This is a genomic window from Luteibacter aegosomatis (genome assembly GCF_023078455.1).
In the GTDB taxonomy this organism is placed as follows: domain Bacteria; phylum Pseudomonadota; class Gammaproteobacteria; order Xanthomonadales; family Rhodanobacteraceae; genus Luteibacter; species Luteibacter aegosomatis.
Window position 1 is genome coordinate 3,904,955 of record NZ_CP095740.1, and the last position, 16,100, is coordinate 3,921,054.

At 67.2% G+C, this 16,100-nt stretch carries 13 protein-coding genes; 8 read left to right on the forward strand and 5 right to left on the reverse strand.

Features of this window, described 5'->3' with window-relative positions; genetic code table 11:
• Nucleotides 1–81 precede the first annotated feature (81 nt).
• A complete protein-coding gene (ssb, locus tag L2Y94_RS17590) occupies nucleotides 82–684 on the reverse strand; it encodes a single-stranded DNA-binding protein (RefSeq protein WP_247370270.1) in 603 nt (200 codons plus the stop codon).
• Nucleotides 685–953: 269 nt separating this feature from the next.
• Here ssb and L2Y94_RS17595 point away from each other — a divergent pair, with 269 nt between their 5' ends.
• A complete protein-coding gene (locus tag L2Y94_RS17595; protein ID WP_247370272.1) occupies nucleotides 954–1,952 on the forward strand; it encodes a polyprenyl synthetase family protein in 999 nt (332 codons plus the stop codon).
• Nucleotides 1,953–2,067: 115 nt separating this feature from the next.
• On the opposite strand, the gene L2Y94_RS17600 is transcribed toward L2Y94_RS17595, so the two are convergent.
• The 3 genes from L2Y94_RS17600 to ubiH form a co-directional block, all read right to left on the reverse strand.
• Entirely contained in the window at nucleotides 2,068–2,862 is a 795-nt protein-coding gene (locus L2Y94_RS17600; RefSeq protein ID WP_247370275.1) for a dienelactone hydrolase family protein, read from the reverse strand.
• Between the two features lie 128 nt (nucleotides 2,863–2,990).
• Complete coding sequence (locus tag L2Y94_RS17605; protein ID WP_247370278.1) at nucleotides 2,991–4,199, reverse strand: UbiH/UbiF/VisC/COQ6 family ubiquinone biosynthesis hydroxylase; 1,209 nt, start codon at nucleotides 4,197–4,199, stop codon at nucleotides 2,991–2,993.
• Nucleotides 4,196–5,407: a 2-octaprenyl-6-methoxyphenyl hydroxylase gene (ubiH, locus tag L2Y94_RS17610; RefSeq protein ID WP_247370281.1), complete on the reverse strand. Its 1,212-nt coding sequence runs from the start codon at nucleotides 5,405–5,407 to the stop codon at nucleotides 4,196–4,198. The genes L2Y94_RS17605 and ubiH overlap by 4 nt, the downstream gene beginning before the upstream one ends.
• Before the next feature lie 54 nt (nucleotides 5,408–5,461).
• Between ubiH and L2Y94_RS17615 the strand changes: the two genes are divergently transcribed.
• The 7 genes from L2Y94_RS17615 (at nucleotide 5,462) to L2Y94_RS17645 (ending at nucleotide 13,197) form a co-directional block, all read left to right on the forward strand.
• Nucleotides 5,462–6,022, forward strand: coding sequence for a cob(I)yrinic acid a,c-diamide adenosyltransferase (locus tag L2Y94_RS17615; protein ID WP_247370297.1), 561 nt, complete (start codon nucleotides 5,462–5,464; stop codon nucleotides 6,020–6,022).
• A 119-nt stretch (nucleotides 6,023–6,141) separates the two neighbouring features.
• Nucleotides 6,142–8,658 (forward strand): LPS-assembly protein LptD, encoded by a 2,517-nt coding sequence (locus L2Y94_RS17620; protein ID WP_247370300.1) that lies wholly within the window; start codon nucleotides 6,142–6,144, stop codon nucleotides 8,656–8,658.
• 31 nt (nucleotides 8,659–8,689) lie between these two features.
• The gene (locus L2Y94_RS17625; RefSeq protein ID WP_247370303.1) at nucleotides 8,690–10,075 is read left to right on the forward strand and encodes a peptidylprolyl isomerase; all 1,386 of its coding nucleotides are present in this window, start codon (nucleotides 8,690–8,692) and stop codon (nucleotides 10,073–10,075) included.
• Between the two features lie 5 nt (nucleotides 10,076–10,080).
• A complete protein-coding gene (gene pdxA / locus L2Y94_RS17630; protein WP_247370304.1) occupies nucleotides 10,081–11,076 on the forward strand; it encodes a 4-hydroxythreonine-4-phosphate dehydrogenase PdxA in 996 nt (331 codons plus the stop codon).
• Complete coding sequence (gene rsmA / locus L2Y94_RS17635) at nucleotides 11,073–11,852, forward strand: 16S rRNA (adenine(1518)-N(6)/adenine(1519)-N(6))-dimethyltransferase RsmA (protein WP_247370307.1); 780 nt, start codon at nucleotides 11,073–11,075, stop codon at nucleotides 11,850–11,852. Before pdxA ends, rsmA begins: the two co-directional genes overlap by 4 nt.
• A 52-nt stretch (nucleotides 11,853–11,904) precedes the next feature.
• A complete protein-coding gene (apaG, locus tag L2Y94_RS17640; RefSeq protein ID WP_247370310.1) occupies nucleotides 11,905–12,288 on the forward strand; it encodes a Co2+/Mg2+ efflux protein ApaG in 384 nt (127 codons plus the stop codon).
• A gap of 57 nt (nucleotides 12,289–12,345) precedes the next feature.
• Nucleotides 12,346–13,197, forward strand: a complete 852-nt coding sequence (locus L2Y94_RS17645) for a symmetrical bis(5'-nucleosyl)-tetraphosphatase (RefSeq protein WP_247370312.1) — start codon at nucleotides 12,346–12,348, stop codon at nucleotides 13,195–13,197.
• Between the two features lie 117 nt (nucleotides 13,198–13,314).
• Here L2Y94_RS17645 and secA read toward each other — a convergent pair whose 3' ends face one another.
• Nucleotides 13,315–16,026, reverse strand: coding sequence for a preprotein translocase subunit SecA (gene secA, locus L2Y94_RS17650; RefSeq protein ID WP_247370315.1), 2,712 nt, complete (start codon nucleotides 16,024–16,026; stop codon nucleotides 13,315–13,317).
• Between the last annotated feature and the right edge of the window lie 74 nt (nucleotides 16,027–16,100).

The window sequence follows — 16,100 nt, forward strand, 5'->3', positions numbered from 1 at the left end:
CTGCTCGCCCGTGCGCAAAAAGAAAGGCCTCGCCAAAAGCGAGGCCTCTTCCTCACGCCTGCCGTTTGGGCACGACGCGCCTCAGAACGGAATATCGTCGTCGTCGAAGCCTTCGTTGACCGGGGGAGCCGAGCGCTGCGGGGCACCGCCACCGCGCTGCTGGCCGTAGTCGTCGCCGCCGCGCGAGCCGCCGCCGAAGTTGCCGCCACCACCGCCGCTGCGCTGCTGGCCGCCACCGCCGCCCCAGTTGCCGCCACCGCCGCCCTGGCCGCCGCCGGCGTTGCCGCGGGACTGCGAACGCTGGCCGCCACCCTGGCCGCCGCCGAAGCCGCCGCCTTCACCGCCACCCTGGCCGCCGAGCATCTGCATCTCGTTGGCGATGATGTCGGTGCTGTAGCGCTCGACGCCGTCCTTGTCGGTGTACTTGTCGGTGCGCAGCGAGCCTTCGATGTAGACCTGGCGGCCCTTCTTCAGGTATTCGCCCGCGATTTCGGCGAGCTTGCCGAACAGCTTCACGCGGTGCCATTCGGTGCGCTCCTGCTTCTCGCCCGACTGCTTGTCGGTCCAGTTCTCGGAGGTGGCGATGCGCAAGGACGTGATCGCCGTGCCGCTGCCGGTGTAGCGCGTCTCCGGATCCGCGCCGAGGTTGCCGACGATGATGACCTTGTTGATGCCGCGTGCCATGGATTTCCCTCGTGATGCGTGTCTGGTCCGCCCGGATGACCCGGAGGGCGCCCTCCGATGATATAGGCGACGGGGCGCCGGTGCGGGGGCGGACCGTGTAGTTTCTGCGATGGGGGGCTCGCCGTAAACACCCGCCTGTACCGACGCGGCCGGGACCTTCACGACGCCGAGGGCAACATCGGACAAGCCGGCCCGGTTTCGTGAACGCTCCCCAACCGGGCTACCCCTATAATGTCCGCTGATCCGCCCGTACCCCATCCCAAGGCACCATGCACTCCATCGCCGAAAGCCAGCCCTCCCTCGATTTCGCCGGCGTCCGCGCCCTCGCCGCCGACGACATGGCCCAGGTCGATGCGTTGATCCGTAGCCGCCTGGCCTCGGACGTGGTGCTGATCAACCGCATCGCCGACCACATCATCGCCGGCGGCGGCAAGCGCCTGCGCCCGATGCTCCACGTGCTGGCGGCCGGGGCCGCCGGGTACGGGGGCAAGGAGCACGCCAAGCTCGCCGCCATCATCGAGTTCATCCACACCTCCACCCTGCTGCACGACGACGTGGTGGACGAGTCGGACATGCGGCGCGGCCGCAAGACCGCCAATGCCTTGTGGGGCAACGCCGCCAGCGTGCTGGTGGGCGATTTCCTCTACTCGCGCTCGTTCCAGCTGATGGTGGAACTGGACGACATGCGCATCATGCGCATCCTCGCCGACACCACCAACACCATCGCCGAGGGCGAGGTACTGCAGCTGCTCAACATCGGAAACGCCGACGTCGACGAAGCGGCCTACCTGGCGGTCATCGAGCGCAAGACGGCCGTGCTGTTCGCCGCGGCGACCGAACTGGGTGGCGTCCTGGGCGGCCTCGACGACACGCGGACGGCCGCGCTGCGCCGCTACGGCATGGAACTGGGCTACGCCTTCCAGATCGCCGACGACCTGCTCGACTACGTGTCCGATGCCGAAACCCTGGGCAAGAACATCGGCGACGACCTTGCCGAAGGCAAGCCCACCCTGCCGCTGATCTATGCCATGCAGTCGGCCGATGCCGAGCAACTGGCGTCCCTGCGCCATGCCATCGAGCATGGCGGCCTGGATTCGCTGGATCGCATCGTCGCCTCGATCCGCGACTCGGGGGCGCTGGAGCGCACGCACGCCAAGGCGGCGGCGCATGCGGCGGCGGCAAGGGAGGCGTTGGGCGTACTGGCGCCGTCGGCGCACCGGGACGCCCTGCTGGCGCTGGCGGACTACGCGGTGGAGCGGCGATTCTAGGCGTTCGGCTTCACCGCTTCGTCGGCTCTTCGCGGACAGGGTCCGCTCCCCTCTACGGTAGAAGGCTTCCTACCGTAGGGTGGGAGCGGCCCCTGTCCGCGATAGCCAGGCAACCTCAGTCTTTCCGGGCGAACGCCTCGGTCAGCCACGCCCGCATCGCCGCATAGGCCCGCTTGGCCGCCTTGTCGTCGTAACGGCAGTTGCCGGTGGTGGCGGTGGCTTCCTTCTCCGTGAAGCAATGCACCGCACCGCCGAAATCGGTCGATGCCCAGTCGACCTTGGCGGCGTCCATTTCCTTCTCGAAGGCCTCGCGCTGCGACGCCGGCACGTTCTGGTCATCGGCGCCGTTGAGCGCCAGCACGGCGGCGTGGATGTTGCCGGGCAGTTTCGAATCGTCGGCGAGCAGCCCGTGGAAACTCACCACCGCGGCCACGTCGGCACCGGCACGGGCCAGGTCGAGCACGCTCGATCCCCCGAAGCAGAAGCCGATGGCGGCAAGGCGGGCCGGATCGATCGGCGCCGTCTTCTCCTGCGCCTTCAACTCCTGCAAGGCGCGGGTGACACGTTCGCGCATGATCTTTCGATCGCCATAGAGCGGCTTCACCGCCGCACCCGCCTCGTTCTCGTTCTTCGGGCGGATGGTTTCGCCATACATGTCGGTGAGCAGGATCACGTAATCCTTGCCCGCGATGTCCTTGGCCTTGGCGACGGCCATGTCGTTCACGCCGAACCAGTTCGGCACCATCACCAGGCCAGGGCGCTTCGCTTTCACGGCATCGTCGTAGACCAGGAAGCTCTTGTAGGTGATGCCCTGGTCGGTCCACTGGACCGGCTTGGCGACCATCGCGGCGTGCGCGGAGCCCGCGCCACCGAGAACGAAGAGGGATAGTGCAAGCAGCGAGCGACGCATCGGAGTGACTCCCTGGGAAGAAGTCAGGAGCATAGCGCCTTGTTCATCGGAGACCGATTCGGTATCGCTGGGAGGCCACGACACCGTTAGGAATCGCGGACAGGGTCCGCGATCCAACGGAGCGACGCCTACCCGCCGGCGGCATGTTTCATGAGTTGCCGCTTCAGGGGCGCAAGACCGTCGAGCAGGCGAATGCCCAGGCCACGCGCGGCGACCAGCGGCGAGGCCTTCCACCCATACACCCGCGCCAGCGCATCGAACGACCATGCATCGAGGCCGTCGGCACTGCGTCGGCGGCGAGCGTAGCGGCGCAACACGTGGGTGGCGGCGATGTCGCGCCCCGCATCGCGGGCCGTGACCAGCGTGTCGCGCAGTTCGGCCACGTCGCGCAGCCCGAGGTTCACCCCCTGCCCCGCCAGCGGATGCACGGTGTGGGCGGCGTCGCCCAGCAACACGATGCGCCCGGATTCGTATCGGTCGGCCAGCTTCAGGCGAAGCGGGAAACCCATGCGTCGCGTGACGGCACCGATCGGTCCCAGGCGAAAATCGCTCGCCACGCCCAGTTCGTCGCGGAACGCCTCGTCGTCGAGCGCCAGCACGCGGGCGGCCTCGGCGTCGGGTAGCGACCAGACGATGGAGCAGCGTCCATCGGCCAGCGGAAGGAAGGCCAGGGGGCCGGTAGGCAGGAAACGCTGCCACGCGGTGCGCTGGTGCGGCAAGGCGGTTTCCACATGGGCGACGACGCCGCGCTGGGCATAGTCGCGGCCATGCGTACCGATGCCGGCCATGGCTCGCAAGGGCGAGTGCACGCCGTCGGCCGCGATCACCAACCGCGCCGGAATCGTCTGTCCGTCGGCCAGTTCGAGGCGGGCGTGATCGTCGCGCGCCTCGTAGGCGACCACGTCGCCGGGGACGACACGACGTACGGCCGCATCGTCGAGCGCCTGCCAGAGCATGGCCTGCACGAGGTTGTTCTCGACGATGTAGCCGAGCACGTCACGGCCTTCGTCCGCCGCGTCGAAGTGGATCGTGGCACCGTTTTCGGCATCCCAGACCACCATGCGCTCGTAGGCCGAGGCCCGCGCCCGACGGATGCCGTCCCATGCCCCCACCTCGTCGAGAAGCCGAATGGACGAGGGAGCGAGCCCGACCACCCGCAGGTCGGGCTCCGCGTCGGCCGACCACGCCGCCGGTGCGCGCGCATCGACCAGCACCACCTCGAATCCGGCCCGAGCCAGCGCGAGCGCCGCGGCGGCACCGACCATGCCACCGCCGACCACCGCGACGTCGGCCATGCCGCCGCGGCGACGCGGACTGTCCTGCCAGACCGTATTCATGGTGTTTTCTCCCGCACCGCGAACGGCGCGTTGGCGCGAAATCCCATGCCCCGGCGACCCAGGGCGTGACGCAGTGGCGGCACCCGGTCCAGTGCCAACATGGCGAGCGAGCGGAGGGGGCCGAGCAGCGGCTGCTCGAGGCAGGCCAGGCGGATCAGTCCGTGGCTCATCGCCATGGTGCCGTCCCGATCCGGCGCACGACGACGGGCGTACTCGGCGAGCAATCCTTCCGAACCCGGGTCGACCGTATCGGCCACGAGTTCGGCCAGGGTGAGCGCATCGCGCAAGCCGAGATTGAAGCCTTGGGCGCCGATCGGATGAATGGTCTGCGCGGCGTTGCCCACGAGCACCGCGCGATGGGCGACCACCGAATCGGCCGCCACGCGTCGAATGGCGTAGGGGAAACGCTTGCCGGGCCGCGAGAGCCGGCCGAGTCGCCAGCCGAACCGCTCCTGCGCGAAGGCCGCGAAGGCCGCGTCGTCCATCGCCGCTACCGCGCCCACTTCAGCCGAGTCGACCGTGAGCACCACGCCCACGCGCCGTTCGGCCAGGGGCAACACGGCCACCGGACCGTGGTCGGTGAATCGCTCGAAGGCGCGTCCTCGCGGGTCGCGCTCGGGCATCATCGTGCTCACGAACAGCGACTGGTGGTAATCGTGCTCCCTGGCGGCGATGCCCAGCCGCTCACGCACGCCGGAAACGGTGCCGTCGGCACCGACCAGCAGCGGCGTGACGACCTCGCGCGACGCGCCGCCGGACTCCGCCACCGTAACGGCCCACCCTCCGTCGACCGCCCGAATGCCTTCGACGCGAGCGGGGGCCATCCGCGTGAGCAGGCGGCAACGATCGAGGCGGCGCAACAGCGCATCGCCGAGCTCGCGGGCGGGCAAGGTCCAGCCGAGGGCATCGACGCCCTCGTCGGCCGCATCCATGCGCACGCTGCCGAAGTCCCCGGCACGACTGGTGTGGATGTGCAGGATGGGCGTGGCCCGCGCGGCGGCGACATCCCACACGCCGATGGCCTTCAGGCCGTTCACGGTGGCCCGCGCCAGCGCCAGGTTGCGTTCGTCGTAACTGGGCTGGTCGCCCAGGCGGGGGGCCGCGGCTTCGACCAGCGTGGCGGGAATGCCCGCGGTATCCAGCGCGATGGCGAGGCTGGCGCCCACCAGGCCGCCGCCGACGATGAGGATGGGATGGGATGGGGTCATGCACGCATGATAAACCCCTGCCGCGCCGATGGTCCGGGCCGCTAGAATCGCCCGATGGGCAATCGACTCTCCAAGATCTACACCCGCACCGGCGACGACGGCAGCACCGGCCTGGGCGACGGCAGCCGCACGGGCAAGGACTCCCTTCGCGTGAACGCCTACGGCACCGTCGACGAACTGAACAGCGCCCTGGGCATGACCCTCGCCGCCGACGGGGTGGACGACGACATCCGCGAGGCGCTCGTGCAGATCCAGCACGAGCTCTTCGACCTGGGTGGCGAGCTGTGCATCCCCGGCATGGAAATGGTCCAGGGCCGCGACATCGACCGCCTGGAAGCCGTGCTCGACGGATTCAACGCCGACCTGCCCCCGCTCAAGGATTTCATCCTTCCCGGCGGCGGCGCGGCGGCGGCCGCCTGCCACCTGGCCCGCACGATCTGTCGACGCGCCGAGCGCGACGTGGTGGCCCTGGGCCGTGTCGAGGCCGTCCGGCCCGAGGCGCAGCGCTACCTGAACCGACTTTCCGACCTGCTTTTCGTGGTCGCCCGGGTATTGGCCCGGCGCAGCGGCCACGGCGAGGTGCTCTGGCAGCACGAACGCCGCCCGCGAAGCTGACATGCGGGTGTAAGCTCAGGCCATTCCTGACCGGCATCGCACCCAGGGGACGCGCACCGTGCGGCCGGGACGGCGATTCTGCTAAGTTGGCGCCCTTTGAACGGATAAGACTCCCGCCCGTGACGTCACGCATCAGCATCCTGCCTAAACGCCGCCTGCTGGCGACGGCCGTCGCCTTCGTCGTGTCCGGCGCCGCCTGGGGCGCGCACAAGGCGCCCGCACAACCCGTCGCGGCCGGCACGGCGCCCGTCGCGGATACCTGTCCGCTCGGCTCCTTCATCTGCCCGCCCCGTCCGCTGAGCTACGCGATGTGCCGTCCGAACGCGATGCTCGACTTCTACGAGCCGGCGATCACCAAGGACACCACGCTGCGCGACACCGCCGTCACCGACGTCCATTCGGGCATCGACGACGGCAACACCAGCGGCGTCAAGGTCGAGAGTCCCGAGCCCAACCTCTATCACATGACCGGCGGCGTCCGCCTGGAGCGCGCCGACCAGGTGCTGCGCGCCGACGACGTCACCTACAACGCCGACTCCACGGCCTACGACGCCCGCGGCAACGTGCGCTACCAGGAGGCGGGCATGCTCGTCTCGGCCGATCACATGACCGGCACCACCACGCCCAACCAGGGCGACGCCGACAACGTGCGCTACCAGCTGCTGCAATCGCGCGGCAACGGCGTGGCCGCCCACGCCAAGGTGATGGACCCCCAGCACGGGCGCTTCACCATGGCCTCGTATTCCACCTGCGACGTGGGTAGCCGCATGTGGGAGTTCCGCGCCAAGACCATGAACCTCAACAAGGAAACGGGCGTGGGCGTGGCGCGCAGCGCGACGATGCGCTTCAAGGGCGTGCCGTTCATGTACCTGCCCTACTTCACGTTTCCGCTCGACGACCGCCGCAAGAGCGGTTTCCTGTACCCGACCTTCGGCTCGTCGAGCCATTCGGGTGCGTACCTGTCGCTGCCGTACTACCTGAACCTGGCGCCCAACTACGACGCCACCATCGACCCGCGCTACTACTCCGACCGCGGCTTCATGCTGGGCGGCGAGTTCCGCTACCTGGAGCCGCGCACCAACGGCCGCGTCTACTTCGAATACATGGCGCACGACAAGGGCCCCGACGACGACATCAGCGGCACCAGCGACCGCGACGGCTCCACGCAGCGCTACCTGCTTCAGATCACCAACTCGACGAACCTGGGCGACGGCTTCAACTTCGCCGCGAACATCAACCACGCGTCGGACAACCAGTACTTCCGCGATTTCAGCAACGACCTGTATTCCTCGGCGATCGGATTGCTGTCGTCCAGCGCCTATGTATCCAAGGGCGGCAAGTACTGGAGCGCGTCGCTGGGCGTGGACGACTACCAGAACGTGGATGCCGGCTTGCCCAATTACGTGGTGCCCTACCGTCGGTGGCCACGCGGCACGTTCAACCTCAACGCGCCGGCCAACAACTGGCTCGACGTCGGCGTCGATTCCGAAGTGGTCGCCTTCCGCAAGGTGGACCGTGCGCCGGTCAATCCCAACCCGCTCGTGCCGGGGCAGGTGGACGGCAATCGTCTGGATATTGCCCCCTACCTCGCCGCCGACTTCTCGGGCGCGTCCTGGTTCGTGCGCCCGCGCGTCGAATACCGCTACACCGGGTATCAGCTCGACAGCGACTACCAGAAATTCAACTACACCCAGCGCAGCCCGTCGCGTTCACTGCCCATCGCCAGCCTCGACACCGGCCTGATCTTCGACCGCCAGACGAGCCTGTTCGGCACCGGCTATACGCAGACGCTGGAACCGCGCCTGTACTACCTGTACGTGCCCTACCGCAACCAGAACAACCTGCCGCTGTTCGATACGAGCGAAATGTCGTTCGACTTCTGGCAGCTGTTCACCACCAACCGCTTCTCCGGCGCCGACCGGCAGATGGACGCCAATAACCTCACGGCGGCCCTCACCACGCGCCTGCTCGACGACAACGGCGTGGAACGGCTCTCGGCCAGCGTCGGCCAGATCCACTACTTCAACGACCAGCGCGTCCAGATCGCGCCCTACGTCGCGCCCACCACGTTCGAGAAATCCGACTACGTGGCCCAGCTGGCCGTCCAGTTCAACGACAAGTGGCGGTTGAACAGTTCCTACCAGTGGAACCCGAACAAGAAGGCCAGTCCCTACCTGAACGACCAGGGCCTGCCGTTCGAGCAGGGCCGAGACACCGACCTGGCCACGTTGCAGATCCAGCGCCGGATCAAGGGCGACGGCATCATCAACTTCTCCTACCGCTACCGCCGCAACGTGATGGAACAATTCGACACGTCGGTGGTCTACCCCGTGTCCGAACGCTGGCGTGCGCTGGCGCGGTGGGTATTCGCCCGCCGCGACGTGGTACCGGTCACCCTGGCGAACGGTGCGTCGTTCAGCACCTTCACCTATTCGCATCGCACCCTGGATGCGGCGGTGGGCGTCGAGTACGACAGCTGCTGCGTCGCCTTCCGCGTGCTCGGCCGCCATTACGTGCACGACTACACCCGCTCCACGGCCAACGCGATCATGTTCGAGGTGGAATTCAAGGGCCTGGGCTCGCTGAACCCGCAATCGGGCGCCTACCTGCGCCGTGCTATCCTTGGCTATCAATAAGAGGGGCAAAGGCCCCGGGCACCCTTACTCGATGAAGCAGATCCTCGCCTATTCCCTGCTCGCCGCCGCCGTCCTGGCGGTGGTTCCGACTGCCAACGCCCAGCTCCTGCCGTCGGCCCAGCCGCAGCAGGGCAACATGAGCGTCGGCAACGGCTCCCTCGACCGCATCGTCGCGGTGGTGGAAGAAGACGTCATCCTGCAGAGCGAACTGGACGAGGCCATCAACGCCATCGTGCGCCAGTACGCCCAGAATCCCCAGCAGCTGCCGCCCAAGGATGTCCTGGCCCGCCAGGTACTCGATCGCCTCATCCTCATGAAGCTGCAGGTGCAGCGCGCCAGCGACCAGAACATCCACGTCTCCGACGAGGAAGTCGACCAGGCCGCCGCCAACGTGGCGCAGCAGAACAAGATGTCGCTCGACCAGCTCCGCGCCGCGGTCGAGCAGGACGGCTACAGCTACGCCGGCTTCCGCCAGCAGCTGTCCGACCAGATCATCGCCCAGAAGCTGCATGAAAGCGTGGTGCGCGACCAGGTGACGGTCACCGACGCCGAGGTCAACAACCTGCTGGCCAGCCCCACCTACAAGGCGGGCGAGGTGCATCTGGCGCACATCCAGATCAGCACGCCGGCCGAAGGCGGCGCCAACGACATCGCCCAGGCCCAGGCCAAGGCCGAGGAGGCCATCAAGGCGATCAAGGGCGGCATGGATTTCAACGCCGCCGCGATCCGCTTCTCCGATGCGCCCGACGCCCTCGACGGCGGCGACCTCGGCTGGCGCCGTCTCGACGAGGTGCCGCCGGCGTTCGCCGATGCCGTGGCCTCGCTCAAGGCGGGCGAGACCACGCCGGCCCTGCGCGGCCCCACCGGCTTCCACATTCTCAAGCTCGTGGAAACGCGCGCACCGGGACGCCAGATCGTCACCGAGTACCACGCCCGGCAGATTCTCATCAAACCGTCCGAGATCGTCACTCCGGAGCAGGCCGAGAAGAAGGCGCAGGACATCTACACCCGCGTCGCCGACAAGCACGAAGACTTCGCCAAGATCGCGAAGGACGAATCCAAGGACAACACCACCGCGAACAACGGTGGCGACATGGGCTGGTTCGCCAAGGATGCCTGGGGCGCCGCGATCGCCAACAACATCGAGCAGTTGAAGGACAACGAGGTGTCGCACCCCATCCAGACCGACGCCGGCTGGATCGTGCTGCAGCGCCTCGGTACGCGGCAGAGCGATCTCACCGACCAGCTCCAGCGCGACCAGGCCCGCCAGGCCATCGGCAACCGCAAGGCCGACGAGGCCTACGAGAATTACCTGCGCGAGTTGCGCTCGTCGTCGTTCGTGGACATCCGCGTGCCGGAACTCAAGGATCCCGACGACAAGCAGGCGTCGACGGCCGCGGCACAGCCCGCGCAGTAACCGGCATGAACGCGACCACCCTGCCGAGGCTCGCCGTCACCGCCGGTGAGCCCGCCGGGGTCGGTCCCGAACTGCTCGCCCGCCTCGCCGCGAGCGACCTCCCCGCCGATCTCATCGCCATCACCGACCGCGGCCTGCTCCAACGGGCCGCCGACACCTGTGGCGTGACGCTCGACATCCTCGACGACGACGGCGCGCGCCTGACGACGCGCGCGCCGGGCAGCATCCGCCTGCATCACGTTCCGTTGGGCGCTGCGGCAGTAGCCGGGCGTCCCGATCCGGCGAACGCGCGCCACGTGCTCGACATGCTTGCGGCAGCCGCCGACGGCTGCCTGGACGGCCGTTTCGACGCCGTGGTGACCGGCCCGGTGCAGAAATCCAGCATCAACGAGGCCGGCATGGCCTTCAGCGGCCACACCGAGTTCTTCGCCGAGCGCGCGCAAGCCGACGTGGTGATGATGCTCGCCAGTCCGGATCTGCGCGTCACGCTCGCCACCACGCACCTGCCCCTTTCCGCCGTACCGGGCGCGATCACCGCGCCACTGCTCGAGCGTACCCTTCGCATCGTGCACGACGCCCTGGCCCGTCGCTTCGGCGTCGACCATCCCCGCATCGCCGTGCTGGGCCTCAACCCGCACGCCGGCGAGGGTGGCCATATGGGTCGCGAGGAACTGGACACCATCGTTCCCCTGCTCGATCGCCTGCGCGGTGAAGGCATGACCCTCCTGGGCCCATTGCCCGCCGATACGGCCTTCGTGCCGGCGATGCGTGAGCGCTACGACGCGGTGCTTGCCATGTACCACGACCAGGCCCTGCCCGTACTCAAGAGCGAGGCTTTCGACCGCACGGTCAACGTCACGCTCGGCCTTCCTTTCATCCGCACGTCCGTCGACCACGGCACGGCGCTCGACCTGGCCGGCACCGGCCGTGCCGATCCCGCCAGCCTGTTCGCCGCGACGCGCCTCGCCATCGACCTCGCCCGTCGCGGGGCCTCCGCATGAACGCACGCCCCAAGAAGAGCTTCGGCCAGCACTTCCTGCACGAGAAGCGCTACGTCGACCGCATCGTTTCGTCCATCGCTCCGCGGGACGGCGACACGGTCGTCGAGATCGGCCCCGGCGAAGGGGCCATGACGCTACCGCTGCTGGCCGTGGCGAAGAAGATGACCGCTATCGAGCTGGACACCGATCTCATCCCGGGCCTGCAGGAGCGTGCCGACGCCGTCGGTGAACTGCGTATCGTGCATTCGGACGTCCTCAAGGTCGATTTCACGGCACTCGCCCGGGAACTGGGCGCCGAACGGCTACGCGTCGCGGGTAACCTGCCGTACTACATTTCCAGCCCGATCCTTTTCCATTGCGTCGAGCACGCCCCTGCCATCCAGGACATGCATTTCATGCTCCAGAAGGAAGTGGTCGACCGCATGGCCGCCGAACCGGGCAGCAAGGTCTACGGGCGCCTCAGCGTGATGCTGCAGTTGGTCTGCAAGGTCACGCCGCTCTTCACCGTGCCGCCCGGCGCGTTCAGGCCGCCACCGAAAGTCGATTCCGCGGTGGTGCGCCTGGTGCCTTTGCCACCCGAGCAACGGCCGCAGGGCGATCCGGCGAAGATCCACGCGGTCGTGAAGGCCGCCTTCGCCATGCGCCGCAAGACACTTTCCAACACGTTGAAGGGCCTCGTCGACGAAGCCACCTTTCGTGAACTGGGAATCGATCCGCGTGCTCGGGCGGAAACACTCGCTCCCGGCGACTTCGTTCGCCTCGCCAACGCCATGTGAAGGCCCGGCGGGCCTACTTGCCCGCCCCCTCCCCGTCCCCGACAATCGGTCCATGAATTCCAAATCCCCCTACACGATCGACGTGGAGGTCGAAACCCGCTTCGTCCCCGACCAGTCGCAACCCTCCGACAACCGCTACGTGTTCGCCTACACGATCACACTGCGCAACGCGGGCGGCACGGCGGCCCAGCTGATGACGCGTCATTGGGTCATCACCGACGCGAACGGCAAGGTCGAAGAGGTCCGTGGCGACGGCGTGGTCGGCGAGCAGCCGTGGATGCGCCCCGGCGACACCTATCAATACACTTCGGGCGCCGTCCTGGAGACTTCCGTCGGCACCATGCAAGGCAGCTACCGCATGGTGGCCGACGACGGCACCCACTTCGATGCGATGATCCCTGCCTTCGTGCTATCGATCCCGCGCACGCTCCATTAGGATCGAACATATGGAAAGCCCGCACGCCGGCAACGGCGCCATGGAGCGACTCGACTGATGGCCGTTTACGCGATTGGCGACGTCCAGGGTTGCTACCCCGAACTCCAACGCCTGCTGGAGAAGATTCGCTTCGATCCGGCGAACGACCGCCTGTGGTTCTGCGGCGACCTGGTGAACCGCGGGGGCGAGTCGCTTGCCACGTTGCGACTCATTCATTCGCTGCGCGAACAGAGCGTCATCACGCTGGGCAACCACGACCTCTCCCTGCTCGCGATCGGGCAGCGGCGTGAAGATGCGCAAGCCCGCGTCAATCCCGAATTGCGCGAAGTACTGTTCGCCGACGACGCGCCGGTGCTGCTCGAGTGGTTGCGCATGCAGAAACTGCTGCACCACGACGAGACGCTGGGCTGGACGATGGTGCATGCGGGCCTCGCGCCCAGTTGGACGCTCCGCCAGGCGCAGCGCGCCGCGCTCGAGGTCGAGCGCGAGCTGGGTGGCCCGCGCTACCAGCGCCTCCTGAAGAACCTCTTCGGTAATCGGCCACCCGGCTGGACGAACCGCCTCCAGGGCGTGGAGCGTCATCGTGCCGCCATCAACACGCTCACGCGCATGCGCTATTGCGACGTGAACGGCCGCATCGACTTCGAAGGCAAGGGCACGCCGGGCACGCAGAAGCCCGGCATGTATCCGTGGTTCGAGGTACCCGGCATGCGCAGGCGCGAGACGAAGATCGTCTGCGGGCACTGGTCGGCATTGGGCCGCTTCGCCGGACTGGGCGTGTATGCGATCGACACGGGTTGCGTCTGGGGGGGACAACTCACGGCCATGCGTATCGATGGCGAGGAGCCGAGCTACATCACCGTGCAGGCGGAGTCGTATCGGCAGAAGCCCAAGGGCGGCGGGGACTGACGTTGTCCTGAGGCTCCAAGGTACCGTCGCAGCCGCCTACGCCGGTGCGACGTGGTCTCGTAGTCGATCGCTACCTTTGGCACTTAAAAAAACCCGCCTTTCGGCGGGTTTTTCGTATCAGCTCAACTGACCGTGGCAGTGCTTGTACTTCTTGCCGGAACCGCATGGGCAAGGATCGTTACGCCCCACCTTCGGGCCCTCGGCGAAGATCGGTGCCATCGCCGTTGCATCGGTCTCACCGCCGTTCTGGCCCATCGCCTGCGCGTCGGCGTGCTGGAACTGCAGGCGCTGCGCTTCGGCCGCGCGCTGCTGCTCGGCCTCCATGGCGGCCACTTCGTCTTCGCTGCGGATACGGATGCGGGCGAGCATCTGCACCACTTCGGTCTTGATGCGGTCGAGCATGTCGGAGAACAGCTCGAACGATTCGCGCTTGAACTCCTGCTTGGGCTGCTTCTGCGCGTAGCCGCGAAGATAGATGCCCTGGCGCAGGTAATCCATGCTGGCGAGATGTTCCTTCCAGGCATTGTCGACCACCGAGAGCATCACGTGCTTCTCCAGCGAGCGCATGGTCTCCGCGCCGATCTGGGCTTCCTTTTCGGCGAACAGGGCATCCACCGCCTCGCGAACGTGTTCGAGGACACCCTCGGCGTCCACGTCCTGCTTCTGCTCCACCCACGTGGGCAGATCGAGACGCAGGTTGAATTCGCTGGCCAGTTCGCGGTCGAGACCGGGAAGATCCCATTGATCGTCGATGCTCTCGGCGGGCACGAAGCGGCGTACAAGGCCTTCCACGACGTCGAGACGGATGTCACGGACCATGTCGGAGATGTCGTCGAGCTCGAGCAGCTCGTCGCGCTGCGCGTAGATCACCTTGCGCTGGTCGTTGGCGACGTCGTCGAAGTCGAGCAGGTTCTTGCGGATGTCGAAGTTGTGCTGCTCGACCTTGCGCTGCACCTTTTCGATCTGGCGCGTGATGAGGCGATCTTCCAGCGCCTCGTCGTCCTTCATGCCGAACATCTGCATCCAGCGGCCGATGCGCTCGCCGCCGAAGATGCGCATGAGGTTGTCTTGCAGCGACAGGTAGAAGCGCGAGGAGCCCGGATCGCCCTGGCGACCGGAACGGCCGCGCAGCTGGTTGTCGATGCGGCGGGACTCGTGGCGCTCGGTGCCGATGATATGCAGGCCGCCGGACGCGAGCACCTGCTCGTGGCGCTGCTTCCAGGCCGCCTTGATCTTCTCGCGATCGGCATCGGACGCATCGGCCGGTAGCGTGGCGAGTTCGGCCTCGAAGCTGCCGCCGAGCACGATGTCGGTACCACGACCGGCCATGTTGGTGGCGATGGTCACCGCGCCAGGCGCACCGGCCTGGGCGACGATGTGCGCTTCGCGCTCGTGCTGCTTGGCGTTGAGCACCTCGTGCGGGATGCGTTCCTTCTTGAGCAGGCCCGACACCAGTTCGGACACGTCGATGGACGCCGTGCCCACGAGCACGGGCTGGCCACGCTCGTGGCATGCCTTGATGTCGGCGATGACGGCCTTGAACTTGGCGTCTGGGCCGAGGAAAACCGCATCGGGGTTGTCGACGCGCACCATCGGCTTGTGGGTGGGGATCACCACCACCTCGAGGCCGTAGACGCTCTGGAATTCGTAAGCTTCGGTATCGGCCGTACCGGTCATGCCGGCCAGCTTCTTGTACATGCGGAACAGGTTCTGGAACGTGACCGTCGCCAGCGTCTGGTTCTCGCGCTGGATGGGCACGCCTTCCTTCGCCTCGACCGCCTGGTGCAGGCCGTCGGACCAGCGGCGGCCGGCCAGCGTGCGGCCGGTGAACTCGTCGACGATGATGACCTCGCCGTCGCGCACGATGTAATCGACATCGCGCTGGTAGATGGCGTTGGCGCGCAGGGCCGCGTTGAGGTGGTGCACCACGGCCAGGTTCTTGGAGTCGTACAGGCCGCTCTCCGGCTCGATGACGCCAGCCTGGCGCAGCAACTGCTCGGCGTGCTCCATGCCCTCTTCGGACATGTGCACCTGCTTCTGCTTCTCGTCGACGAAGTAGTCGCCCGCCGCTTCTTCGGTCTCCTGGCGCACCAGGTGCGGCACGATCTTGTTGACCGAGATGTACAGCTGCGGGGAGTCTTCCGCAGGGCCGGAGATGATCAGCGGCGTGCGCGCCTCGTCGATGAGGATGGAGTCGACCTCGTCGACGATGGCGTAGTGCAGGCCGCGCTGGTGGCGCTGTTCCTTGCTGAGCGCCATGTTGTCGCGCAGGTAGTCGAAGCCGAATTCGTTGTTGGTGCCGTAGGTGATGTCGGCCGCGTAGGCACCGCGCTTGTCGGCGTGGTCCATGCCCGGATACACCACGCCGACCGTGAGGCCGAGGAAGTTGTACAGCTTGCCCATCTGCGCGGAATCGCGGCGGGCCAGGTAGTCGTTGACGGTGACGACGTGGACGCCCTTGCCTTCCAGCGCGTTGAGGTACACCGGCAGGGTGCCTACGAGGGTCTTGCCTTCACCCGTGCGCATTTCGGCGATGCGACCCGAATGCAGCACCATGCCACCGATCAGCTGGACGTCGTAATGGCGCATGCCGAGCACGCGCTTGGCCGCCTCGCGGGTGGTCGCGAAGGCCTCGGGCAGCAGCTTGTCGAGCGTCTCGCCGGCGGCGAGACGCTGGCGGAATTCCTCGGTCTTGCCGCGAAGGGCGTCGTCGGAAAGCTTCTCGTACTCCGGCTCGAGGGCGTTGATGCGCTTGACCGTCTTGGAGAGGTCGCGCAGCACGCGGTCGTTACGGCTGCCGAAAATACTCGTCAGGGCACGATTGAACATCGATCATCCGGATCTGAAAACGAAAAGGGTGCGAGTGGCCCGGAAGCCGCCCACAAGAAGGGACGATCATACTA